Below are 23,671 nucleotides of genomic sequence, written 5' to 3' on the forward strand. Positions count from 1 at the left end.
ACAATGCTTTATGTGAAGAGAAACAAATCCCAGCAATAAATACCTAGCTCTATCAAAAGAGGCCAGGCACAAGCTCACTAGCATTTTGAATCGGCACACTGTTGAGTTCTCAAACAACACACGCACACCCGTCCGACACTGCAAGAGTTATCTTCTGGGGGCTTCTTCAAGTCTAGCATCGGCCTCGATCTCTCTCGGCCTGAGGTCGCCCACTCTATCACCTTGGTGAGAGCTTGGTTCGCGACCCCCCTGTCCTCGCTCCGTCCCGGTCTGGCCTTCCGGCTTTCCGGTCCGTGTCGCGCTGACAGAGAGAAAGTTACACGGCCCGAAAAACCCCGTTTCACCCACCCCCCCTTAACGTGCGTTTCCGCAGGTCAGGGGGTGATTTGGACCCCTGCGGTGCTGCGCTTGCCGCGACGCACCACGAGCCACCGGCCGGGCAGGAGGTCGTCGGCGGCCGGCGTCCACTCCTCGTCGGTGATCTTCCGGTTGTTCACGTACGCCCCGCCCTCGTTCACGGCCCGGCGCGCGGCGCCCCTGCTCTCGACGAGCCCGGACGACACCAGCAGGTCGACGATCGTGGGCTTGTCCGCGAGACGCGCGGTCCCGGTCGGCGCCTCGGCCATGGCGGCGGTCAGGGTCGACTCGTCCAGGTCACGCAGCTCCCCCTTGCCGAACAGCGCCGCGCTCGCGGCCACCACCTGGTCGGTGGCCCGCTGGCCGTGCACCAGCGTCGTGAACTCGGCGGCGAGCCGCTTCTGCGCGGCGCGCAGGAAGGGGCGCTCCCTGGTGTCCTGCTCCAGCGCCTCGATCTCCTCACGCGGGAGGAACGTGAACATCCGCAGGTAGCGGAGCACGTCCTCGTCCCCGACGTTCACGAAGTACTGGTACCAGGCGTAGGGCGAGGTCAGCTCGGGGTCGAGCCAGACGTTGCCGCCGCCGGTCGACTTGCCGAACTTGCGCCCCTCGGCGTCGGTGACCAGCGGTGCGGTGAGCGCGTGCACGGACGCGCCCTCGATCCTGCGCACCAGCTCCACCCCGCCGACGATGTTGCCCCACTGGTCGGAGCCACCCATCTGCAGCGTGCACCCGTACTTGCGGAACAGCTGCAGGTAGTCGTGGGACTGCAGCAGCAGGTAGCTGAACTCGGTGAACGACATGCCGTCGCCGTCGAGGCGCCGCCGCACGGTCTCCCGCTGGAGCATCACGTTGATCGAGAAGTGCTTGCCGACGTCGCGGAGGAACTCCAGCACGGTCATGCCGCCGGTCCACTCCAGGTTGTTGACCACGACCGCACCCGTCGGCGAGTCGTCGAAGTCGACGAACCGTTCGAGCTGGCCGCGGATCCGGTCCGCCCACTCGGCCACCACGTCGAGCGTGTTCAGGGACCGTTCGCCCTGGTCACGGGGGTCACCGATCATGCCGGTGGCGCCACCGGCGAGCACGATCGGCCGGTGCCCGGCCCGCTGGAGCCTGGTGAGCATCAGCAACGGCACGAGGTTCCCGGCGTGCAGGCTGGGGGCGGTCGGGTCGAACCCGACATAGGTCGTCAGCGGACCGGCGTCGAGGTCGCGCCGCAGCGCGTCGAGGTCGGTGGACTGCGCGATCAACCCGCGCCAGGACAGCTCGTCGAGGATGTGCTCCGTCACGGTCGCCAATACTCTCGCACCACCGCCCGGTGGGTCGCGCGAGTATCAGCCGACGGTCCTGACCCGGCGTTTTCCGCCGCGCCGGTACACGCTCACGGCGGGTGAGCCCTCGACCCAGAACCGCCACGGCACGTCCATGGCGACGGCGACGCCCACGCGTGGACCCGCGTGGATGCGCTCCGCGGGCACCGGGTCACCGGCGTACAACCGGACGGGTGACCCCGGATCGGTGAGGTCGACACCGTTGTGGCCGCGTTCCAGGCCGAGCACGGACGTGAGCCGGGCGGGACCCTTCGCCAGCTCGGCGTCGCTGCGGGACGCGGGGCGCCGGGACCGGGCCACCTCGACGCCGCCGACCACCTCGCCAGCCCGCAGCAGCACGGCGCCGGGCACGCCGTCGGTCAGCGACACGACGTTGGCGCAGAAGTGCATGCCGTAGACGAAGTACACGTACAGGTGCCCGGCGGGGCCGAACATGACCTCGTTGCGCGGGGTCTTGCCGCGGTAGCAGTGGGACGCGGGGTCGTCGCCGCCCCGGTAGGCCTCGACCTCGACCAGCCGCACCCGCACCTCACCGGCCTCGAGCACGCAGCCGAGCAGGAGTTTCGCGGCGTCGACCGGGTCGACCGCCAGCTCCTCCCTGGTGAGCTGCCGGTCCAGTGGTGTGGCACCGGCAACGGACATGCGCCCGACCCTATACGGGCACCGGTTGCCGTCGCTCGGCACGCATGGCGGGCAGGTACAGCGGGGACGCCAGTGCCAGCACGATGCCGCCCGCGACGATCGCGAAGCCGGTCGAGACCCCGGTGGCGACCTGGGTGAGCACGATCTGGCCGAGCGCGCCGGCCGGCTGCCAGATCATCGACGTCATCGACATGACCGTCGTGCGGTGTTCGCCGCTGACCTCGCGGTGCAGGATCGTGTTGCTGACCGGGCCCCACGCCCCGTGTGCGGTGTAGCAGACCAGGTGGGCGGCGATGACGCCCGCGGGGCCTGCGACCAGTCCCATGGTCACGATCGCGCCGCCCTGCAGCAGCGGCAGCAGGATGGCGGTGCGCCCGACCCCGATGCGTGCGGTGAGCAGGGTGATCGCGGCCGCGCCGAGCGCGTTGACGAACCACGCGGCGGCGCTGGTCGGGCCGGTCAGCTCGGCGGCCCGCTCCGGACCGCCGACCAGCTCGGACAGGCGGACCGGCATCAGCACCTCGAACGTGACCATGCCGAAGCCCCAGCACAGGGACACCCCGAGCAGGCACAGCAGGACGCGGGAGCCGCGGACGATGCGCGTGCCCTCGGCGATCACCCTCGGCACGTCGCGGACCGACGCGAGCAGCGAGCGCTTGCCCTTCGGGTGCGGGGAGTCGTGGACGAGCAGCGCGAGGGCGGCGAACCCGGCGACCTGCAGCACGAGGATGAGCAGGACCGGCTGCACGAGCGTCGGCACGCCGGGGACCTGGACCCACGCGACGATGGCGCTGGTCACGAGCGCACCCGTGCCGATGGCCACGCCGGCGACGGTGCCGCCCGCGGACAGGCCGCGTTCCAGCTTGGCGTCCGGGTCGGCGGCGAGCGTCGCGTCGACGAACCAGGACTCGAGCGGGCCGCTGTCCAGCGCGCGGTAGACCCCCTGCAGCACCCAGACCAGGGCGAACAGGGCGAAGGTGTCGGCGAAGATCAGCAGGGTCACCGACGCGGTGCCGATGACCGACGCCAGGAGCAGGACCGGGCGGCGTCCCCACGAGTCGGACAGACCGCCGGTCGGCAGCTCCAGTGCGAGGACGACGAACCCCTGCAGGGACGCCGCCAGGCCGGCTTCGGCGAGGGTGAGACCGCGGTCGAGCGGCAGGAGGATCACGATCGGCACCCACAGACCGACCGGGAACCAGCGCAGGAACAGCAGGAACAGGTACCGGTTGCGTGCCTGGGCGCCGGTCATGGTCTGTCTTCCGGGTCGACCGGCATCGCGTAGAGCTGGACCGACACGCGCCGGGCGCCGGGCCGCGGCTCGTCGCCGAGGGTCTCCCGGTACCGGAGGACGACCTGCTCCAGCTCGGTCATCAGCTCCTCGAGTTCCGCCGCGGTGGCGGTGAGCAGGCCGTCGGACGTGCGCGCGGCGTCACGCCACTCGCCCGGCCAGTGCCTGCGTTCGTCCTCCCAGCGGGCGTGCATCTCGGCGAAGTGGGCCGCGTAGTGCTGCTGCAGCCACTGCGCGGCGGCGGCCGCGTCCGGGTCGTCCTTGTGCTCGGTGTCCGACCAGCTGTGCGACTCCTGCGCCGGCATCCAGAACCGTTGCTTGCCGGTCCCCTCGCCGGTCTCCACGACGAGGTTGACCTCGGCGAGTTTGCGCAGGTGGTAGCTGGTGGCGCCGGAGTTGGTGGAGAGGCGCTCGGCGAGCTGGGTCGCGGTGGCGGCGCCGTTCAGGCGCAGTTCGCTGAGCAGCCGCGCCCGCAGCGGGTGCGCGAGCACCCGCAGGGCGCGGCTGTCCAGGTGCAGGTTGTCCATGCGTGCACAATAACTGTGCACACTTTCTGTGCACAAGACTTGTGCACAACTATTGTGCGAACCACAACCGCAGGTCGGCGAGCACCTGATCGACGCGCGCGCGCTGCTCGGCGACGCGCGCCGGGGCCGTGCCGCCGTACGCGTCGCGGGACGCGATCGAGCCGTCGACGGTCAGGACGTCGCGCACCTCGGGCGACAGGGCCGGGTGCACACCCGCCAGTTCCTCGTCGGTCAGGTCCTCCAGGCCGACGCCCCGGGCCTCGGCGATCCGCACGCAGTCCCCCGCCGCCTCGTGGGCGACGCGGAACGGCACGCCCTGGCGCACCAGCCACTCCGCGATGTCCGTGGCGAGGGTGAACCCGGCCGGGGCCAGCGCCGCCATGCGGTCGGTGTGGAACGTGAGCGTGCCGATCATCCCCGCGATGGCGGGCAGCAGCAGGTCCAGCTGCTCGACGGAGTCGAAGAGCGGCTCCTTGTCCTCCTGCAGGTCCCGGTTGTAGGCGAGCGGCTGCGCCTTCAGCACGGCGAGCAGCCCGGTGAGGTTGCCGATGAGACGCCCCGCCTTGCCGCGGGTCAGCTCCGCGACGTCCGGGTTCTTCTTCTGCGGCATGATCGACGAGCCGGTCGCCCACGCGTCGTCGAGGGTCGCGTAGCCGAACTCGGCGGTCGTCCAGATGATCGTCTCCTCGGCGATCCGCGACAGGTTCACCCCCAGCATGGCCAGCACGAACGCCATCTCGGCCGCGAAGTCGCGGGACGCGGTGCCGTCGATCGAGTTCTCCGCCGACGCGTCGAAGCCCAGCTCCTTCGCGACCGCCTCGGGGTCGAGACCGAGCGAGGAACCCGCCAGCGCGCCCGAGCCGTACGGCGACACGGCGGCGCGCTTGTCCCAGTCCCGGAGCCGGTCGAGGTCGCGCAGCAGCGACTGGACGTGCGCGAGCAGGTGGTGTGCGAGCAGCACGGGCTGCGCGTGCTGCAGGTGCGTGCGGCCGGGCATGACGGCGGTCGGGTGCTGGTCGACCTGGTGCAGCAGCGCGGCGACGATGTCCGAGACGCCCGCGGCGACGCGCCGGGCCGCGTCCCGCAGCCACATCCGGAACAGGGTCGCGACCTGGTCGTTCCGCGACCGGCCTGCCCGCAGCTTGCCGCCCAGCTCGGCGCCCGCCCGCTCGATGAGACCGCGTTCCAGGGCCGTGTGCACGTCCTCGTCGGCGAGGACCGGGGTGAACGCACCGGACGCCACGTCGGCGGCCAGCGAGTCCAGCGCGGCGAGCATGCCCGCCAGCTCGTCGTCGGTCAGCAGCTTCGCGTTGTGCAGCACGCGGGCGTGCGCGCGCGACCCCGCGATGTCGTACGGCGCGAGCCGCCAGTCGAAGTGGGTCGACAGCGACAGCTTGGCCATCGCCTCGGCCGGACCGGACGAGAAGCGGCCACCCCACAGGGCGGTCGGCTCAGACATTTTCGTACCTCTTCTCGGGGCGGGGCTCCGTCACGACCGCACGACCGGCGTGCAGCACCATGTGGACCTCGCCGGAAACGTGTTCCTGCGACACCGCGGCGAACGTGTCCAGCGCGTGGGCGCTCGCGCGGCGGGAGATCTGCTGGATCGCCTGCAGCGCGGTCACGGTCTCGCCGTCGATGGCGACCGGGACACCGTTGTCGAAGGTGATGACCAGTTCGTCACCCATCGTCCCCTTCTCCTTCGTGGGTGCCCGCCGCGAGGGCGGTGAAGCGTGCCGCCAGGTCCCTGCCGGACAGGGGTTCCCTGGCGATGACCATCACGGTGTCGTCGCCCGCGATGGTGCCGACGACCTCGTGCAGTGCGGCCCGGTCGATCGCGCTCGCGAGGAACTGCGCGGCACCGGGCGGGGTTCGCAGCACGGTCAGGTTCGCCGAGTAGTCCGCGGACACCATCAGCTCGGTGAGCAGGCGGGACAGCCGGGACGTGCCGCCCTGCACACCGCGCACGGGTGCGCCGTCCTCGGGGATCACGTACACGGCCGCGCCGCCGTCGACGCCGCGCAGCTTGACCGCGCCCAGCTCGTCGAGGTCGCGGGACAGCGTCGCCTGGGTGACGTCGATGCCCTCGCCCGCGAGGAGTTTCGCCAGCTCGGTCTGGCTGCGGATGGCCATCGTGGAAACCAGCTCGACGATCCGCGCCTGCCTGGCGACCCGGGTCGTGTTGGAGACCGACGTCATGCCGTCACCAGCCACGACAGCAGCGCCTTCTGCGCGTGCAGCCGGTTCTCCGCCTCGTCCCACACCGCGCTGGCCGGACCGTCGAGCACCTCGTCGGTGATCTCCCAGTCGCGGTGCGCCGGCAGGCAGTGCAGCACGATGGCGCCCTCGGCGGCCCGCGCCAGCAGCGACGCGTTGACCTGGAACGGGCGGAACGGCGCGACCCGGTCCTTGCCGTCGTTCTCCTGGCCCATGGACGTCCACGAGTCGGTGACCAGCACGTCCGCCCCGTCGACCGCCGCGTGCGGGTCGGTCAGGACGGTCACCGAGCCACCCGTGGCGGACGCGCGTTCCTTGGCGTCGATCAGCACGTCCTGGTGCGGCGCGAACCCGTCGGGGTGCGCGACGCGGACGTGCAGGCCCGCGGTGGCGCCGCCCAGCAGCAGCGAGTGGGCCATGTTGTTGGCGCCGTCGCCGAGGTAGGCGAGCGTGACGCCGGCCAGCCTGCCGTGCCGTTCGCGGATGGTCTGCAGGTCGGCGAGCACCTGGCAGGGGTGGAACTCGTCGGTCAGCGCGTTGATCACCGGGACCCGCGACGCCGAGGCCATCGCGATGATCCGGTTCTGCGCGTAGGTCCGCCACACGACGGCGTCGACGTAGCGGGACAGCACCCGTGAGGTGTCCTCGATGGTCTCCTCGCGACCGAGTTGCATCGTGCGACCGTCGACGACGATCGGCTGGCCGCCGAGCTGCTGGATGCCCACCTCGAACGACAGGCGGGTGCGCGTCGAGTTCTTCTCGAAGATCGTCGCGACCGACTTGCCGGTGAGGCCGTCGAAGCCGAGCTTGTCGGCCTTCATCCGGTCGGCGAGGTCGAGCACGGCGAGCTGCTCGTCCGGGGTCAGGTCGTCGTCGCGCAGGAAGTGCCGGACCACGTCACGCCTCCTGCGCCGCGTCGAGGACACCCGGGAGGGCGTCGAGGAGACCGTGCACCTGGTCGGCGTCGAGGATCATCGGCGGCGCCAGCCGGACCGTGTCGGGCTGCACGTTGTTGACCAGGTAGCCGGCTTTCAGCGCGGCGGCCGCGACCGCCCCGGACACGGGCTTGGTGAGCCCGATGCCGAGCAGGAAACCGCTCCCCCGCACCTCGGCGACCAGCGGGTGGCCGAACGACTCGACGCCCGCGGCGATCTCCTTGCCGAGCGCCGCCGCGTGCTCGACGAGGCCGTCGGCGGCGATGGTCCGCAGCACCGCGAGCCCGGCCGCGCAGCACACGGGGTTGCCGCCGAACGTGGTGCCGTGCTGGCCCGGTTTGAGCAGCTCACCGGCCGCGCCGACGCCGATGCACGCCCCCAGGGGCAGGCCGCCGCCGAGGCCCTTGGCGAGCGTGATGACGTCGGGCGTGATCCCGGCCTGCTGGAACGCGAACCACGTGCCGAGCCGGCCGAGGCCGGTCTGCACCTCGTCGACGATCAGCAGCGCGCCGTGCTCGGTGGTGATCCGGCGGGCCGCCTGCAGGTAGCCGGCAGGAGCCGGGTACACGCCACCCTCGCCGAGCACCGGCTCGACGATCACGGCGGCGGTGTGGTCGTCGACCGCGGCGGCCAGCGCGTCTGCGTCGCCGAACGGGACGTGCACGACGTCCGGCAGCAGCGGCGCGAACGGCTCCCGCTTGGCGGGCTGCCCGGTCAGCGTGAGCGCGCCCATCGTGCGGCCGTGGAACGCGCCCTCGCAGGCCACGATCTTGCTGCGGCCGGTCAGCCGGGAGAGCTTCAGCGCGGCCTCGACAGCCTCCGCACCCGAGTTGCAGAAAAGGACCTTCGCCTGGCCGGCCAGGCCGGCCACGTCGAGCAGCTCCTCCGCCAGCTCGACGGTGACCTGGTTGACGTACAGGTTCGACGTGTGGCCGAGCGTCTGGATCTGCTCGGTCACCGCCTGGACCACGGCCGGGTGCGCGTGCCCGAGCGCGTTGACCGCGATGCCACCGACGAGGTCGAGGTAGCGGTTGCCGTCGGCGTCCCACACGTACGCGCCCTCGCCACGCACCAGGGTGAGCGCGGGCGTGCCGTAGTTGTCCATGAGGGACGCCCGCCACTTGGCCTGGCCGTCCACATTGGACGAGATCATGCGCTTTCCTCCTCGGGCAGGACCATCGTGCCCACACCGCTGCCGGTGAACACCTCGAGCAGCACGGAGTGGGCGAGCCTGCCGTCGATCACGTGGGCGCGCGGCACGCCGCCGCGCACGGCCGCGAGGCACGCCTCCATCTTCGGGATCATGCCGCTGGCGAGGCCGGGCAGCATCTTCTCCAGCTCGTCGGCGTGGATCTGGTTGAGCAGCGAGTCCTTGTCCGGCCAGTCCGCGTACAGACCCTCGACGTCGGTCAGCATGACGAGCTTCTCGGCCTCCAGTGCGACCGCGATCGCGGCGGCGGCCGTGTCGGCGTTCACGTTGTGCGCCAGGCCGTCCGCGTCGGGGGCGACCGTGGACACGACCGGGATGCGGCCCGCGCGGACGATGTCGAGCACCGCGTCCGGGTTCACCGCGACGACGTCGCCGACCAGGCCGATGTCGACCTCCGCGCCGTCGACGACCGCCCGGCGGCGCTGCGCGGTGAGCAGGTTCGCGTCCTCGCCGGAGATCGCGACCGCGTACGGGCCGTGCGCGTTGATCAGCGCGACCAGCTCGCGGGACACCTGACCGGTCAGGACCATGCGGACCACGTCCATGGTCTCCGGCGTGGTGACCCGCAGGCCGCCCTTGAACTCGCCGGGGATGCCGAGCCGCTCGAGCATCGCGGTGATCTGCGGGCCGCCGCCGTGCACCACGACCGGGTGCAGGCCGCACAGCTTGAGGAACACCATGTCCTGCGCGAACGCGGCCTTCAACGCCTCGTCGACCATCGCGTTGCCGCCGTACTTCACGACGACCGTGGCGCCGTGGAACCGTTGCAGCCACGGCAGCGCCTCGATCAGGACCGCGGCCTTCTCGGCCGCCTGGGGGATCGTCATGACGAGTACGCGCTGTTCTCTTCGACGTAGCCGTGCGACAGGTCGGTGGTCAGCACGGTCGCGCTGCCCGGTCCGGCGTGCAGGTCGACCTCGACGGTGATGTCGCGGCCGGACAGGTCCGCCTTCGACCGGTCCGCACCGGCCGCGCCCTCCTCGCACACGAGGACGCCGTTGATGCTGATGTCCAGCTCGGCGGGGTCGAACTCGGCAGGCGCGTTGCCGACCGCCATCGCGATGCGGCCCCAGTTGGGGTCGGAGCCGAAGAACGCCGTCTTGCACAGGTTGTCGCGGGCGATGACCCGTGCTGCCGCCTCCGCCTCCGCATCGGTGACGGCGCCCCGGACGGTGATCGTGACGTGCTTGGTGACGCCCTCCGCGTCGGCCTGCAGCTGGGCGACCAGGTCGCGGCACAGGTCCGTGAGCGCGGCCGTGAACTCCCCGACCGGGACCTCCGTGCCGGACGCGCCGGAGCACAGCAGCAGGACGGTGTCGTTGGTGGAGGTGCCGCCGTCGACGTCGAGTGCGTTGAAGGTCACGTGCACGGCCGCCCGCAGCGCGGCGTCCAGGTCGGACTGGCCGAGGACGGCGTCGGTGGTGATGACCGACAGCATGGTCGCCATGTTGGGGGCGCACATGCCCGCGCCCTTGGCGAACCCGCCGAGCGCCCAGCCGTCCCGCACGGCCTTGGCGTGCTTGGGCACGGTGTCGGTGGTCATGACGGCCGTCGCCGCGTCGACACCCGCTTCCTCGGTCCCGGCGAGCTGCGCGGCGGCCGCGGTGACGCCCGCCTTGAGGTTGTCCATCGGCAGGCGGGCGCCGATCAGGCCGGTCGAGCAGACGGCCACGTCGACCGCGCCGATGCCGAGCGTCGCGGCGACGTGCTCGGCCGTCGCGTGCGTGTCCTGGAAGCCCTCCGGGCCGGTGCACGCGTTGGCGCCACCGGAGTTCAGCACGACCGCCTTCACGCGGCCGGTGGCCAGCACCTGCTGGGACCACAGGACGGGCGCGGCCTTCACCTTGTTGCGGGTGAAGACGCCCGCCGCGAGGTCCAGCGGACCGTCGTTGACCACGAGGGTCAGGTCCTTGTTGCCGTTCTCCTTGATCCCGGCGGCGACTCCCGCGGCCCGGAAGCCCTGGGGCGTGGTGACGGTCACGGTGCTACTCCCACTGTGGACAGGCCGGTCGTCTCGGGCAGGCCGAGCGCGATGTTCATGGACTGGACGGCCGCGCCCGCGGTGCCCTTGGTCAGGTTGTCGAGCGCCGCGACCACCACGAGGCGACCCGCGTCGCGGTCGACGGTCGCGCGCAGCTGGACGGCGTTCGAGCCGAGCGTGGCCGCGGTCGCCGGCCACGCGTGCTCGAGAACGTGGACGAACGGCTCGTCGGCGTAGGCCTTGCCGTACAGCTCGTCCGGGTCCACCTCGGTCTTCAGCGGCGCGGACGCGGTGGTCAGGATGCCGCGCGGCATGGGCGCGAGGACCGGGGTGAACGAGACGGCGACCTGCTCCCCCGCGATCCGCCCGAGGTTCTGCGCGATCTCCGGCGTGTGCCGGTGGGCGCCGCCGACGCCGTACGCGCTGGCCGAGCCCATGACCTCGGAGCCGAGCAGGTGCGGCTTGAGCGACTTGCCCGCGCCGGACGTGCCGCTGACCGAGACGATCACCACATCCGGCTCGACCACGCCCGCCGCGAAGGCGGGGGCGAGCGCCAGGGACGCGCCCGTCGGGTAGCAGCCGGGGACGGCCACCCTCGTGGCGTTGCGGAGCTCCTCGCGGTGGCCGGGCAGCTCGGGCATGCCGTACGGCCAGGTGCCCGCGTGCGCGCCGCCGTACCAGCGGGCCCAGTCGTCCGCGCTCTCCAGACGGTGGTCGGCGCCGCAGTCGATCACGAGTGTGTCCGGCCCGAGCTGGGCCGCGATCTCGGCGGAGTGGCCGTGCGGCAATGCGAGGAAGACCACGTCGTGGCCGGCGAGCTGCTCGGGCGTGGTCTCGCCCAGGACGCGGTCGGCGAGCGGCAGGAGGTGGGGCTGGTGCGTGCCGAGCGCCGTGCCCGCGTTGCCGCCCGCGGTCAGCGCGCCGATCTCCACCTCGGGATGACCGAGCAGGAGCCGCAGCAACTCACCCCCGGCATACCCACTGGCGCCACCCACGGCGATTCTGATCGTCACGTGGATGATTATGCACGCCCATGCAAACTCACTCAACCGAGTTGGCATGAGACACGAAACGGGCGCTCCCAGGATGCCCCAGGAGCGCCCGTCGTGCGGTCATCGCTCGGTCAGCGCGGCACCGCCACCGCCAGTTCGGCGCGGAGGTCGGCAGACGGGACCGATGCGGCCCGCTTGTCCGCCGCCGCACCCGCGGGTACCGGCTGCGGCACCGGCTCGCACTGGACGTCGGAGCCGTTGCCCGGCTTGCGCTGGGGCAGCGCACCCGTCTTCAGGTACTCCGTGATGATGCTGTCGGTGCACTCCACCCCGGAGAGGGACCCCGAGTGGGTGGTGCCGCCGACACCCTCGATGAGCACCGAGTTCGGGAACAGCTTGCGCACCTCGATGGCACCGGAGTACGGCGTCGCCGAGTCCAGCGTCTCGTTGATCAGCAGCGCGCTGTCGACCTTGCGGCCGTCGACCTTCACCGGCTTGTCGGCCGACGCGGGCCAGAAGACGCACGGGGCGTTGAACCACACGTTGCCCCACGTCTCGAACGGCGCGCGCAGGTGCGTGAGCCAGTTGTCGACCCGCCACTTGTTCCAGTTCGTCGGCCACTGGGTGTCCGTGCAGGACACCGCGAGGTAGACGGCGTGGCCGTTGTCGTCGAACGGCGGCGTGCCGAACAGGTCCACCAGCGTCTGCCAGTCACCGTCGTGGACGTAGCCCGCGAACGCGTTGGCGACGTCCTCCCAGCCGTACACGTAGTAGGCGGCCTGCAGGAAGATGTCGGTCCACTCGTCCGGGCCGATCTTGCCGCCCGCCGGGGCACGCAGCAGCTCGGCCTGCTTCTGGTAGAACAGCGCCTCGACCTGGCGGCCCGTCTTGCCGAGGTGGTAGACGCTGTCGTACTTGGCGATCCAGTCGAAGTAGATCTTGATGTTGCGGTCGAACGCGATGTCCTGGTCGATGTTCGCGTCGTACCAGACCCGCTTCGGGTTGACGTTGCCGTCGAAGATCACCCGGCGGAAGCGGTCCGGGAACAGGGTCCCGTACACCTGACCGAGGTAGGTGCCGTACGAGAACCCGTAGTAGTTGATCTGCTCGGCGCCGAGCGCCTTGCGAATGCTCTCCATGTCGTTCGCCGAGTCGACGGTCGTCATGTGCTCGAGCAGTTTCCCGCCGTTCGCACCGCACGCGTCCGCGTAATTCTTGGAACGCTTGAGCCACGTCCGCTCGAGGCCGGGCGTGATCGGCACGAAGTACGGCCGGTTGTACCCGTCGTAGTCCGGAATGCACGACAGCGACGGCTGGCTCGCGCCGACACCCCTCGGGTCGAAGCCGATCCAGTCGTAGCCGTCGCCACCCCCGTCCGGCACGAAGTCGCCGAAGATCGAGTAGATCAGGCCGGAGCCGCCGGGACCACCCGGGTTCACCAGCATCGGGCCCTGGTACTCGGCGTCCGGGCTCTTGTGCGTCACCCGGGAGACGGCGAGCTTGATCTTCTCGCCTGCCGGCTTCGCGTAGTCGAGGGGAACCTCGAGGAAGCCGCACTTGGCCCCGGCCTGCACGAGCCGGGGAATGTCGCATTCACCCCATTGGATGGCTTTTGGAGTGAATTCGGGGTTTTTCGCCGGTGCCGCGGTAGCGACCGTCGTCGCCGTGAGTCCGCTGAGCACGACGCCCGCGATCGCCGCCAGGGCGGCGAATCTCTTAGCTTTGATCACCGGATGAGCCTGCCTCCGAAAACGTGAATGGGGAACACTCCGAAAGTCGTATTACCGTATCGTGACCGCACGCACGGCAACCACTCGAACACGCAGGCACACGGCATTGTCGGTGGGGTGAAGTAGCTTGCGCCCCATGGACGAATCCCGTGCTCTGATCGCCGCTGTCCGATCCGGACTCGCCGCCGCGGGCGACGCGCGCAAGGCGCCGGAGATGCAGCGCTACATGAAGTCCGAGATGCCCTACCGCGGCGTCGCGTCGCCGGAACGCAAGGCACTGGTGAAGGACCTGTTCGCCGCGCACCCGCTGCCGGACGAGGCCGCGCTGCGGACCGCGGCGCTGACCCTGTGGCGCGAGGCCGCCTACCGCGAGGAGCGGTACGTGGCGATCGACCTGACCGGGCACCGGGCGTACCGGGCGTGGCAGACGCCCGCGCTGCTGCCACTGTACGAGGAGATGATCGTCACCGGCGCGTGGTGGGACTACGTGGACGAGGTCGCCAACCGCAGGATCGGCCCGCTGTTACGGGACTTCCCGGACGAACTGACCCCGGTCATGCGGGCGTGGGCCACCGACGCGGACCTGTGGAAGCGCCGGACCTCGATCATCTGCCAGCTCGGCTTCAAGGAGGCCACCGACACCGCGCTGCTGGCCGAGGCGATCGAGGCGAACACCGGCGACCGCGACTTCTTCATCCGCAAGGGCATCGGGTGGGCGCTGCGGCAGTTCGCGCGCACCGAACCCGGCTGGGTCCGCGCCTTCGTCGACGATCACCCCGGCCTGTCGCCGCTGTCCGTGCGGGAGGCGCTTAAACACTTGTGACGGTTGGCAGGATGGCGGTGTGACCTCGCTGCCAGCCACCCGTGCCTCGCTCGCCGCCGACCTCACGGCCCTCGGACTGTCCACAGGCGACATCGTGCTCGCGCACTCGTCCATGAAAGCCATCGGCTGGGTGCCGGGCGGGCAGGTGGCCGTGGTGCAGGCGCTGCTCGACGTGCTCGGCCCGGAGGGCACGCTCGTGGTGCCCACGCAGACCGGCGGCAACTCCGAACCCAAGCTGTGGTCGCGGCCGCCGGTCCCCGAGGAGTGGTGGCCGACCGTCCGCGAGCACATGCCCGCGTTCGACCCGGCGATCACGCCGAGCCGGGGCATCGGCGCGGTGGCGGAGTGCGTGCGGACGTGGCCGGGTGCGGTGCGCAGCAACCACCCGCACACGTCGTTCGCGGCGGTCGGCGGGCGGGCGGCCGAGCTGATGGCGCGGCACGACCTGGACAGCCAGCTCGGTGAGGGGTCGCCGTTGCGTGCGCTGGAGGACGCGGGCGCGCGGGTGCTGCTGCTCGGTGTGGGGTTCGACGTGTGCACGGCGTTCCACCTCGCCGAGTACCGGGTGCCGACGCCGAAGACCGAGCACAGCGGCGCGATCCTCACCGAACGCGGCCGCGAGTGGGTCACCTACGTCGACGTCGCCACCGACAGCGACGACTTCGACCGGCTCGGCGCCGCCTACGAGCCGACGGCCACGATCCTGCGCGGTCAGGTCGGCAAGGCGGACGCCCGGCTGTTCCCGCTGCCGGAGGCGGTGGCGTTCGCCACGGACTGGCTGCTGGCGAACCGCCACGGCAAGTAGGGCGCGGTGGACCCGGACGAGGAGATCGCGGTGCTGCGCGAGCGCGCGACCACCCCGCCCGCGAGCGCGGCGCTCGGCCGTGCGCTCGGCCGCAAGGGCGAGCTGCTGATCGAGGCGGGGCAGGAGATCGCCGCCATGGCGCCGCTGGGCGAGGCGGCCGTGATCTTCGACGGGCTGCCCGCCGAGTACGCGCGCGACCGCGCGAAGGTGCGGGCCGCCATCGCCCGTGCCGCCGACCAGTCCGGCGACGTGGCCGGGGCGCTGGTCAACTGGCACCGGGCCGCCGGGATCTGGCGGTCACTGCCCCTCCTCGACGAGGAACGCGCCGGGCTCGCGCAGTGCCTGAACAACGCGGCCGTGTGCCACATCCGGCTCCGCCACGAGGGCTCGGCGCTGGCCGCGCAGGAGGAGGCGGCGGCCGCCGCCGCGCCGCTGCGTGCCCAGCGCCCCGACCTGTACACGACCATGCACGCCAACCTGGTGCGCTACCTGGTGGGCATCGACCCCGCCCGTGCCGTGGCGACCGCGCAGCGGCTGGCCGAGGAGGTCCCGCTGCCACCGTCGGTCGGGTGGGACCTGCACCGCGCGGCCGAGGCACTCGGCACGCACGGCCGGTTCGCGGAGGCGGTCGCGGCGTGCCGGCTCGCCTTGCGGATCGAGGGTGACGACCTGCTGCGGGCGGCGCTGTTGAAGGAGCTGTCAGCCGACCTGGCCGACCTCGGCAACCACGCGGAAGGCGCGGACGCGGCGGCCGCCGGTGTGCGCGCGTGGCGTGGCGTGCGCACGGGCATGCCGGAGCCGCAGGTCCGCATGAACCTGGCGACGACGCTCGTCAACCAGGCGGCGAACCTCCGCGGCATGGCCCGGCACCGCGAGGCCGCCGCGGTCTACGGCGAGGCCGCGACGGAACTCCGCGCGCTGGACCTGCCGGACCTGTTGAACGACGCCCTGTCCGGTGCCGCGCGGTGCCACGAGGAGGCGGAGGACCTCGACGCGGCCGTCGCGGTGCTGCGGGAGCTCGTCCAGTCGTCCCAGGGACGGACGCTCGCAAGCGCGTTGCTGTCGCACGCGAGGGTGCTGTTGAAGCTGCACCGCGCGGAGGAGGCGTTCCCGAGCGCGTCCGAGTCGGTGCGCGTGTTCCACCAGGTCCTCGGCGACCGCCCGGATACCTACGAGCCGGAGTTCGCGTCCGCGTTGTTCATGACGGGCATGAGCCTGGTGTACGCCGACCGCATAGCCGAGGCGACGGCACCGCTGGTCCGCTCGCTCGGCATGGCGGCCGCCGCCGAGGACCGGGCGAGCGCGGACAGCGCCATGGCCGCACTGCACGCCGCGCGGGAACGCGATCCACGGGGCGTGGACGCGGAATGGCAGCGCCTGACCGGCTTCCCGTTCCCGAGCCCCGCCTAGGCACGGCGCGTTCCCGGCTTCGGCGGTGTCGCGGTGGCTCCTCCGCAGCCTCGTGATGCGCAAGGCCCGAGCGGCACCACCGACCGACTCCCAATCCCGGGGAACGGACCCGGCACGCGGTGACACGTTCGCGGCTGTGACAGGACCGCGGCGGCTTCTCCGCAGCCTCGTGATGCGCAAGGCCCGAGCGGCACCACCGACCGACTCCCAATCCCGGGGAACGGACCCGGCACGCGGTGACACGTTCGCGGCTGTGACAGGACCGCGGCGGCTTCTCCGCAGCCTCGTGATGCGCAAGGCCCGAGCGGCACCGCCGACCGACTCCCAATCCCGGGGAACGGGCTCGGCACGCGGTGGCGCGTTCGCGGCTTCGGCGAGGTCGCGCTGGCTCCTTCGGCATGCGCGTCCGCCGGGAGAGCGGGAATCCGCATGGAGCGACCGCTTGCGCGGTCTCCCAGCACGGAAACAAGCCACGCACCGCTGCGAACACGGCCGAAGGCGCGGCACGCACCTTCGGCCGTCCGCACCCGCGGAAGCGGGGCGGGGCGGGCTAGGCGCGGAGCGCGGCGCCGAACTTCGACGCGGCGGCGGACACGGCGGCGTCGCGGGCCGCGGTTGCCTCCTCCACCGTCAGCGTGCGGTCCGGGGCGCGGAAGCGCAGGGAGTAGGCCAGCGACCGCTTGCCCTCGCCCACCTGCTCGCCGGTGAACACGTCGAACAGGTGCAGGTCCTCGAGCAGGTCACCGCCGCCGCCGCGTAGCGTGTCCGCGACCTCGGCGACCGGCACGGCCTCGTCGACCACCAGGGCCACGTCCAGCAGCACCGGCGGGTACGGCGACGGGGACGGCGCGGGTCGCCGGTCGACCAGCGGGAGCGCGTCGAGCTTCAGTTCCATCGCGCACGTGCGCTTCGGCAGCCCGAGCTTGTCGACCACCTTCGGGTGCAGCTCGCCCGCGTACCCGACGGCGAGGTCGCCCACCAGCAGCTGCGCGCACCGGCCCGGGTGCCACGGCGCCAGCGCGCCCGCCTTCACCGTCAGCTCGACACCGGCGGCCTCCGCGACGATCTGGGCCGCGCGCACGGCGTCCGCCCAGGTGGCCGGCTGACCGGGGCCCCACCATCCCGCGCGCTCGCGGTTGCCCGCCAGCACGACGGCCGTGTGCACCGGCTGCTGCGGCAGCGCGGCGTGCAGGCTCGCGACCTCCGCGTCGCTCGGGCGGCCGGCGACACCGACCTCGGGCACCGGCACCTGCTGCGCCTTCGGCAGCGTCACCTGCCCGATGTGGAACAGCGCCAGGTCACGCATGCCGCGGGAGGTGTTGCGCACCACCGCGTCCAGCAGGCCGGGCAGCAGCGTGGTGGCCAGCTCGCTGCGGTCGGCCTCGAGCGGGTTGAGGATCGTGACGGTGCGGCGGCGGGAGTCCTCGGCGTCGAGGCCCAGCGCGTCCCACACCGTCGGCGACACGAACGGGAACGGGATGACCTCGACGTACCCCGCCTCGGCGAGCGCACGGCCGACGGACCGCCTGCGGCGCTGGCTCGGCGTCGCGCCCTGGCCGGGGCGGGCGGCGGGCATGACGGTCGGGATCGTGTCGTACCCCTCGAGCCGCAGCACCTCCTCCACCAGGTCGGCGGGCTCGGCGAGGTCGTGGCGCCACGTCGGCGGCTGCGCGACCACGTACGACTTGCCGTCGTCACCGGCGAAGACCTCGGTGCCGCAGCCGATCTGCTGGAGCCTGCGCACGGTCGCGCCGCCCGGGTACCGCGTGCCCGCGACCTGGTCGGGCAGGCCGAGCGGCATGGTCACCGTCGGGAGCTGGGTCACGCCGCCCACGTCGGTGCGGCCCGGCTTGATGCTGCCGTCGGCGTGGTCGCGCAGCAGGCGCGCCGCCCGCTCCAGCGCCATCGGCGGGATGTTCGCGTCGACGTGCCGCTCGAACCGCTTCGAGGCCTCGGACGGCAGCTTGTGCCTGCGCACGGTCCGCGCGATCGACGCCGGGTCCCAGACCGCGGCCTCGAGCAGGATGTCGGTGCTGTCGTCGCGGACCTCGGTGCTCGCGCCACCCATCACGCCCGCGAGCGACACCGGGCCGGTCTCGTCGGCGATGATGATGTCGTCCGGGTCCAGCTCGCGCACGGTGTCGTCGAGCGTGGTGAGCTTCTCCCCCGGCTTCGCGCGCCGCACGACCAGCCCGCCCTTGATCGACGGGGTGTCGAACGCGTGCATGGGCTGGCCCATCTCGAGCATCACGTAGTTCGTGACGTCGACGGCCAGCGAGATCGACCGGATGCCGGCCAGCATCAGCCTGCGCCGGATCCAGAACGGGGTCGGCGCGGTCGGGTCGACGCCGGTGACGCGGCGCGCGACGAAGCGCGGGCAGTCGGCCTCGTCCTCGACGGTCACCGGGAAGGCGTCGCCCTCCGCGCCCGGCACGTCGATGGCGGCCGGGTCGCGGTAGGCGATGTCGAAGGCGCAGGCCAGCTCGCGGGCGAGGCCGCGGACGGAGAAGGCGTAGCCGCGGTCCGGCGTGATCGACAGCTCGATCACGCTCTCGTCCAGGCCGAGCAGCTCGATGGCGTCGTCGCCTGCGCCCGCCTCGCCGCTGGGCAGTACGAGGATGCCGGTGTGGTCGTCGCCGAGCCCCAGCTCGCGGGCCGAGCAGATCATGCCGTTGCTGACCTTGCCGTACGTCTTGCGCGCGGTGATCGAGAACCCGCCGGGCAGCACCGCGCCGGGCAGCGCGACCACCACGAGGTCACCCTCGACGAAGTTCGTCGCGCCGCAGACGATGCCGCGCACCCTGGGCTCGCCCTCGATGACGTCGTCGTGGTCCTCGGCCTCGGCGACCTCGACCATGCAGTACCGGATCGGCTTCTTGAACTCGGTGAGCTCCTCGATCTCGGCGACGCGGCCGACCACCACGGGGCCGGTCACCGGCCCCAGTGGCGTGACCTCCTCGACCTCGAGGCCGACCCGGACGAACGCCTCGGCGATCTGCTCCGCCGTGTACTTCTCGTCCGTCTCGAGGTGCTCGGTGAGCCAGCTGACGGGAACCCGCACGGTGTTACCTCTCCTACTGACGGGTGTGGCGCGATCAGGCTTCGGTGCCGAAGGGGGCCGTGAACCGGACGTCCCCTTCCACCATGTCGCGCATGTCCGGGATGCCGTTGCGGAACTGCAGCGTCCGCTCGATGCCCATGCCGAACGCGAAGCCCGAGTAGACGTCCGGATCGATACCGCAGGCCCGCAGCACGTTCGGGTTGACCATGCCGCAGCCGCCCCACTCGACCCAGCCCGCGCCGCCCTTCTTCTCCGGGAACCACACGTCGGGCTCCGCGGACGGCTCGGTGAACGGGAAGTACGACGGGCGCAGCCGGATCTTGGAGCTGTCGCCGAACATCGCCTTGGCGAACGCGTCCAGCGTGCCCTTGAGGTGGGCCATGGTCAGGCCCTTGTCCACGGCGAGGCCCTCCACCTGGTGGAACACCGGGGTGTGGGTGGCGTCGAGCTCGTCGGTGCGGAAGGTGCGGCCCGGGCACACGACGTACACCGGGAGGTCACGCTCCAGCAGCGAGCGGATCTGCACCGGTGAGGTGTGGGTGCGCAGGACCAGGCCGGAGTCGGCGGGCGCCACGTAGAACGTGTCCTGCATGGTGCGCGCGGGGTGGTCCTTCTTGAAGTTCAGCGCGTCGAAGTTGAACCACTCGGTCTCGACCTCGGGGCCCTCGGCGATCTCCCAGCCCATGCCGACGAACACGTCCGCGATCCGGTCGGACAGCGTGGTCAGCGGGTGCCGGGCGCCGCGCGGGATCCGGTCCCACGGCAGCGTGACGTCGACGGACTCCTCGCGGAGCACGCGCTCGTCGCGGTCGGCCTCGAGCTGCGCGCGGCGCTCGTCGAACGCCTCGCGGACCGCCTTCTGCGCCTCGTTGACCCGCTTGCCCGCGTCGGCCTTCGCGTTCGGCGGCAGCGCGCCGATCTCGCGGCGGGCCACCATCAGCGGCGCCTTGTCGCCCAGGTGGGCGGGCTTGACCGAGGCCAGCGCCGCCAGGTCGCCCACGGCCGCGAACTCCTTGCGCGCCTGCTCCACGGCAGCCTGCAGCGTCTCGGGCGCGAGGGCCGCGACCTGCTTCGGATCGTAGGAGTCGTTGGCTGCGGACATGTGGGTGCGAGCTCCCGGGGAAGGCTGGCCGGATCGACGTGCCCGCAGTGTGCGAGCACAGTGATCCTAGGTGATCGGTGGATCCGGCCCGAACCCAGTTTCCCCTATCGCCGCTTCGGGGGGAACGCGCCGGCCAGATCCGCGCCCGCGAACTCCTGCGGCACCTCCCGGTCGGCGGCGTAGTGGTAGAGCGCGGTCTGGTAGATGCCCGACAGCGCGCTGGTCACCACGATGCTCGCGAGGAACCACAGCACGGCGAGGCCGAAGCACACCCACGCCACCGCGCCGCCCGCGACCCCGCCGAGGACGACGAGCAGCACGCACGGCAGGAACAGCAGGAACCCGATCGCGCCGATGCCGACGTTGCCCAGCACGTTCTCCCCCCACGTGCCGCGGAACAGCTCGGCGGAGCGCTTGACCGCGGGTTTCGTGGTGGCGCGTTCGAGGACCATCACCGGCAGCACCAGGTAGGTGACGAGGTTCCAGGCCATGCCCGCCAGGCCGGCGACGAGGCGGCCGAGGAAACCGAGGCGTTCCTCGATGAGGCGCAGGACCATCGACACGGTCGCCGACAGCAGCGCCCAGGGCAGCAGCCTGCCCGCCATGGTGCCCGCGACGCGCAGCCCGTTCGCGACACGCGGGTCGCCGCCCTTGAGCGCGATGTTCGCCTGGGAGATGAGCGCGGCGTTGAAGAAGATCGCCACGTATGCGCTGACCAGGTAGAACCCGGCCAGCAGGGCGTAGGTGCCCGGGGTGGCGCGGCCGTCGTCGACGTCGACCGTGAACACGGCCGGGGTCAGGAAGACGATCGCCACCACGAGCCCGGCCGCGCCGGACAGGACCGGGAACACCGCGAGTTCCTTGCGGGACCGGAGCACGCGCCAGGACGCCCTGAACATCTTCCAGGAACGCTTGAACCGACCCATGCGACACCCCCACGGCAGCCGTGATCCGATGGAACCAGAATGATCGGATGCGGGCCCGGTTAAACCTGATCGGGTGAACCGTGCGCCCGCCACGCGCTCGCGTAGAGGCAGACCGTGGCGGCGGTGGCCAGGTTCAGGCTCTCCGCCTTGCCGTAGAGCGGCACGCGGAGTGACATGTCCGCGGCGGACTTCACCGCGTCGGGCAGCCCGTGCGCCTCGCTGCCGAACAGCCACGCCACGGGTGCCGGCGCGGTGGCCGGGGTGAGTTCGCTGTCGGCGTAGCCGTCGGTGGCGACGAGCCGCAGCCCGGCCACGCGGCACGCGGCGAGCGTCTCGTCGACGGACGCGCGGGCGATCGGCAGGTGGAAGACGCTCCCCGTGGAGGCCCGGACGCACTTGCCGTTGTGCGGGTCGACCGCGTCCCCGGCGAGGACCACCGCGTCGGCGCCCGCCGCGTCGGCGACCCGGATGACCGTGCCCGCGTTGCCGGGGTCGGACACCTCGACCAGCACGGCGACCAGCGACGGCGTGCCCGCGAGCGCGGTGGCCAGCGGCACGTCCACGAACGAGCACACCGCGACCACGCCCTGCGGGGTGACGGTGTCGGACAGCCCGGCCATCGCGCGGTCGGTCACCAGCGAGACCTCGACCCCGCGTGCGGCGGCGAGGCCGTGCAGCTCGGTGTCCCGTGCGGCGAACGCCTCGGTCACGAACAGCTCGTGCACCTCACCGGGCCAGGTGAGCGCCTCGCGGACGGCCTGCGTGCCCTCCACGAGGAACCGCCCGGCGCGCTGCCGCCCCACTCGGCGCGACAGGGCCCGGGCAGCAGCGACCCGGGGTGTCCGCTCGGTGAACGGAACTGCCCCGGGTCGTGGTGCGGTGCTCAGGAAGCGGCCTTGCCCTGCTGGTCGGCGTTGGCACGCGCGACCTCGACGAGCGCGGCGAACGCGGCCGCGTCGTGCACGGCCAGCTCCGCGAGGATCTTGCGGTCGACCTCGACACCCGCGTTCTTCAGACCCTGGATGAAGCGGTTGTAGGTGAGGCCGTTCTGGCGCGCCGCGGCGTTGATGCGGGTGATCCACAGCTGGCGGAAGTCACCCTTGCGGGCACGGCGGTCCCGGTAGGCGTAGTTGAGCGAGTGGAGCATCTGCTCCTTCGCCTTGCGGTACAGCCGCGAGCGCTGGCCGCGGTAACCGCTGGCCAGCTCAAGGGTGGTGCGGCGCTTCTTGTGGGCGTTGACTGCCCGCTTGACGCGTGCCACGGTGCAAATCCGATCGATCTCGAGGGCGGCGATCCCGCGCGCCCGAATTGGTCAGGGGAGACAGGGGCCGGTCAGCGACCGAGCAGCTTCTTCACGCGCTTGACGTCGGCCTTGGCGACCTCTTCGGTGCCGGACAGGCGGCGGGTCAGCGTGCTGGGCTTCTTCTCCAGCTTGTGGCGGAGGCCGGCCTGCTGACGACGGAGCTTCCCCTTGCCGGTGATCCGAATGCGCTTCGAAGTACCGGAGTGGGTCTTGTTCTTGGGCATGGTCTTCTTGCCGTCTTCCTTGCGCGGTTGTGCGACCGGGCGTCTCGGAGCGAGGCGCCCGGCCCTTGCGGACAAGCGTCAGTTCGTGTCGGTGCCCGCACTCGCCTTCGGGCGGGTCTTCTGGGACTTGTGCGGCGCCAACACCATGATCATGTTTCGACCGTCCTGCTTCGGCGCGGCCTCGACGAAGCCGAGATCGGCGACGTCCTCGGCCAGCCGCTGCAGCAGCCGGAAGCCAAGTTCGGGGCGGGACTGCTCACGCCCGCGGAACATGATCGTCACCTTGACCTTGTTCCCGTGCTCGAGGAAGCGCATCACGTGGCCGCGCTTCGTCTCGTAGTCGTGCGTGTCGATCTTCGGGCGGAGCTTCTGCTCCTTGATCACGGTGAGCTGCTGGTTCCGACGCGACTCACGTGCCTTCTGCGCGCTCTCGTACTTGAACTTGCCGTAGTCCATGAGCCTGCAGACAGGCGGGCGAGCCTGCGGGGCAACCTCCACGAGGTCCAGATCCGCTTCCTGAGCCAGCCGGAGCGCGTCTTCGATGCGCACGATGCCGACCTGCTCGCCACCCGGTCCGACCAGCCGGACCTCGGGAACTCGGATGCGGTCGTTGATACGTGTCTCGGAGCTGATGGGGCCTCCTCGGGCCGGGTTCGTCTTCCTCCTCCGCGACCCTCGCGGATCCCCATCAAGCACGAAACCCCGGTCGTCAGGTGACGAACGGGGCCCGCTTCCGATCACCTCGCCGCACCCGACGAGGAACCGCGCCCACGCACCGGAGCTGTCCGGCGCGGGTCGCGG

Annotated in this window: 23 protein-coding genes; 3 read left to right on the forward strand and 20 right to left on the reverse strand. The window is 71.6% G+C overall.

The genetic code is table 11. The features are described 5' to 3' along the window. Window positions 1–374: 374 nt before the first annotated feature. The 13 genes from tyrS to ACYQ77_RS21610 all read right to left on the reverse strand — a co-directional run bounded on the left by tyrS (window position 375) and on the right by ACYQ77_RS21610 (window position 13,216). On the reverse strand, window positions 375–1,649 hold the full coding sequence (gene tyrS / locus ACYQ77_RS21550; RefSeq protein WP_459714009.1) for a tyrosine--tRNA ligase: 1,275 nt from the start codon (window positions 1,647–1,649) through the stop codon (window positions 375–377). 45 nt (window positions 1,650–1,694) lie between these two features. Next, window positions 1,695–2,333 carry a DNA-3-methyladenine glycosylase gene (locus ACYQ77_RS21555; RefSeq protein WP_459714012.1) on the reverse strand — a complete coding sequence of 213 codons (639 nt, stop codon included), beginning with the start codon at window positions 2,331–2,333 and terminating at the stop codon, window positions 1,695–1,697. Window positions 2,334–2,343: 10 nt separating this feature from the next. Continuing rightward, on the reverse strand, window positions 2,344–3,585 hold the full coding sequence (locus ACYQ77_RS21560; protein WP_459714014.1) for an MFS transporter: 1,242 nt from the start codon (window positions 3,583–3,585) through the stop codon (window positions 2,344–2,346). Further along, window positions 3,582–4,151: a winged helix-turn-helix domain-containing protein gene (locus tag ACYQ77_RS21565; protein ID WP_459714016.1), complete on the reverse strand. Its 570-nt coding sequence runs from the start codon at window positions 4,149–4,151 to the stop codon at window positions 3,582–3,584. The genes ACYQ77_RS21560 and ACYQ77_RS21565 overlap by 4 nt, the downstream gene beginning before the upstream one ends. Window positions 4,152–4,200: 49 nt before the next feature. Then, the gene (argH, locus tag ACYQ77_RS21570) at window positions 4,201–5,610 is read right to left on the reverse strand and encodes an argininosuccinate lyase (RefSeq protein WP_459714019.1); all 1,410 of its coding nucleotides are present in this window, start codon (window positions 5,608–5,610) and stop codon (window positions 4,201–4,203) included. Beyond that, on the reverse strand, window positions 5,603–5,839 hold the full coding sequence (locus ACYQ77_RS21575) for a hypothetical protein (protein WP_459714020.1): 237 nt from the start codon (window positions 5,837–5,839) through the stop codon (window positions 5,603–5,605). Before ACYQ77_RS21575 ends, argH begins: the two co-directional genes overlap by 8 nt. Next, window positions 5,832–6,350, reverse strand: a complete 519-nt coding sequence (locus ACYQ77_RS21580) for an arginine repressor (protein WP_459714022.1) — start codon at window positions 6,348–6,350, stop codon at window positions 5,832–5,834. Before ACYQ77_RS21580 ends, ACYQ77_RS21575 begins: the two co-directional genes overlap by 8 nt. Further along, a complete protein-coding gene (gene argF / locus ACYQ77_RS21585) occupies window positions 6,347–7,264 on the reverse strand; it encodes an ornithine carbamoyltransferase (protein WP_459714024.1) in 918 nt (305 codons plus the stop codon). Before argF ends, ACYQ77_RS21580 begins: the two co-directional genes overlap by 4 nt. A 1-nt stretch (window position 7,265) precedes the next feature. Next, window positions 7,266–8,456, reverse strand: coding sequence for an acetylornithine transaminase (locus tag ACYQ77_RS21590; RefSeq protein ID WP_459714026.1), 1,191 nt, complete (start codon window positions 8,454–8,456; stop codon window positions 7,266–7,268). Beyond that, the gene (gene argB / locus ACYQ77_RS21595; RefSeq protein WP_459714028.1) at window positions 8,453–9,340 is read right to left on the reverse strand and encodes an acetylglutamate kinase; all 888 of its coding nucleotides are present in this window, start codon (window positions 9,338–9,340) and stop codon (window positions 8,453–8,455) included. Before argB ends, ACYQ77_RS21590 begins: the two co-directional genes overlap by 4 nt. After that, window positions 9,337–10,494 (reverse strand): bifunctional glutamate N-acetyltransferase/amino-acid acetyltransferase ArgJ, encoded by a 1,158-nt coding sequence (gene argJ / locus ACYQ77_RS21600; RefSeq protein WP_459714030.1) that lies wholly within the window; start codon window positions 10,492–10,494, stop codon window positions 9,337–9,339. Before argJ ends, argB begins: the two co-directional genes overlap by 4 nt. After that, window positions 10,491–11,507, reverse strand: a complete 1,017-nt coding sequence (gene argC / locus ACYQ77_RS21605) for an N-acetyl-gamma-glutamyl-phosphate reductase (RefSeq protein ID WP_459714032.1) — start codon at window positions 11,505–11,507, stop codon at window positions 10,491–10,493. Before argC ends, argJ begins: the two co-directional genes overlap by 4 nt. Before the next feature lie 110 nt (window positions 11,508–11,617). Then, window positions 11,618–13,216 carry an alpha/beta fold hydrolase gene (locus ACYQ77_RS21610; protein WP_459714034.1) on the reverse strand — a complete coding sequence of 533 codons (1,599 nt, stop codon included), beginning with the start codon at window positions 13,214–13,216 and terminating at the stop codon, window positions 11,618–11,620. Window positions 13,217–13,352: 136 nt separating this feature from the next. Between ACYQ77_RS21610 and ACYQ77_RS21615 the strand changes: the two genes are divergently transcribed. From ACYQ77_RS21615 to ACYQ77_RS21625, 3 genes are read left to right on the forward strand one after another with little or no spacing between them, the layout of a single operon-like run. After that, window positions 13,353–14,039 (forward strand): DNA alkylation repair protein, encoded by a 687-nt coding sequence (locus ACYQ77_RS21615; RefSeq protein ID WP_459714037.1) that lies wholly within the window; start codon window positions 13,353–13,355, stop codon window positions 14,037–14,039. A gap of 19 nt (window positions 14,040–14,058) precedes the next feature. Next, the gene (locus ACYQ77_RS21620; RefSeq protein WP_459714039.1) at window positions 14,059–14,844 is read left to right on the forward strand and encodes an AAC(3) family N-acetyltransferase; all 786 of its coding nucleotides are present in this window, start codon (window positions 14,059–14,061) and stop codon (window positions 14,842–14,844) included. Between the two features lie 6 nt (window positions 14,845–14,850). Continuing rightward, window positions 14,851–16,254, forward strand: a complete 1,404-nt coding sequence (locus tag ACYQ77_RS21625; protein WP_459714041.1) for a hypothetical protein — start codon at window positions 14,851–14,853, stop codon at window positions 16,252–16,254. Between the two features lie 550 nt (window positions 16,255–16,804). Here ACYQ77_RS21625 and pheT read toward each other — a convergent pair. The 7 genes from pheT to infC form a co-directional block, all read right to left on the reverse strand. After that, entirely contained in the window at window positions 16,805–19,315 is a 2,511-nt protein-coding gene (pheT, locus tag ACYQ77_RS21630; protein ID WP_459714043.1) for a phenylalanine--tRNA ligase subunit beta, read from the reverse strand. 34 nt (window positions 19,316–19,349) lie between these two features. Beyond that, entirely contained in the window at window positions 19,350–20,417 is a 1,068-nt protein-coding gene (pheS, locus tag ACYQ77_RS21635; RefSeq protein WP_459714045.1) for a phenylalanine--tRNA ligase subunit alpha, read from the reverse strand. A 104-nt stretch (window positions 20,418–20,521) separates the two neighbouring features. Continuing rightward, window positions 20,522–21,343 carry a DUF6159 family protein gene (locus ACYQ77_RS21640; protein WP_459714047.1) on the reverse strand — a complete coding sequence of 274 codons (822 nt, stop codon included), beginning with the start codon at window positions 21,341–21,343 and terminating at the stop codon, window positions 20,522–20,524. 59 nt (window positions 21,344–21,402) lie between these two features. After that, window positions 21,403–22,230, reverse strand: a complete 828-nt coding sequence (locus ACYQ77_RS21645) for a TrmH family RNA methyltransferase (protein ID WP_459714908.1) — start codon at window positions 22,228–22,230, stop codon at window positions 21,403–21,405. Beyond that, window positions 22,227–22,604, reverse strand: coding sequence for a 50S ribosomal protein L20 (gene rplT, locus ACYQ77_RS21650; RefSeq protein ID WP_459714049.1), 378 nt, complete (start codon window positions 22,602–22,604; stop codon window positions 22,227–22,229). Before rplT ends, ACYQ77_RS21645 begins: the two co-directional genes overlap by 4 nt. 71 nt (window positions 22,605–22,675) lie before the next feature. Further along, the gene (gene rpmI, locus ACYQ77_RS21655) at window positions 22,676–22,870 is read right to left on the reverse strand and encodes a 50S ribosomal protein L35 (RefSeq protein ID WP_396110685.1); all 195 of its coding nucleotides are present in this window, start codon (window positions 22,868–22,870) and stop codon (window positions 22,676–22,678) included. Window positions 22,871–22,948: 78 nt separating this feature from the next. Further along, window positions 22,949–23,566, reverse strand: a complete 618-nt coding sequence (gene infC / locus ACYQ77_RS21660; protein ID WP_459714051.1) for a translation initiation factor IF-3 — start codon at window positions 23,564–23,566, stop codon at window positions 22,949–22,951. Window positions 23,567–23,671 lie beyond the last annotated feature (105 nt).

The organism is Actinophytocola sp. KF-1 (assembly GCF_054661535.1).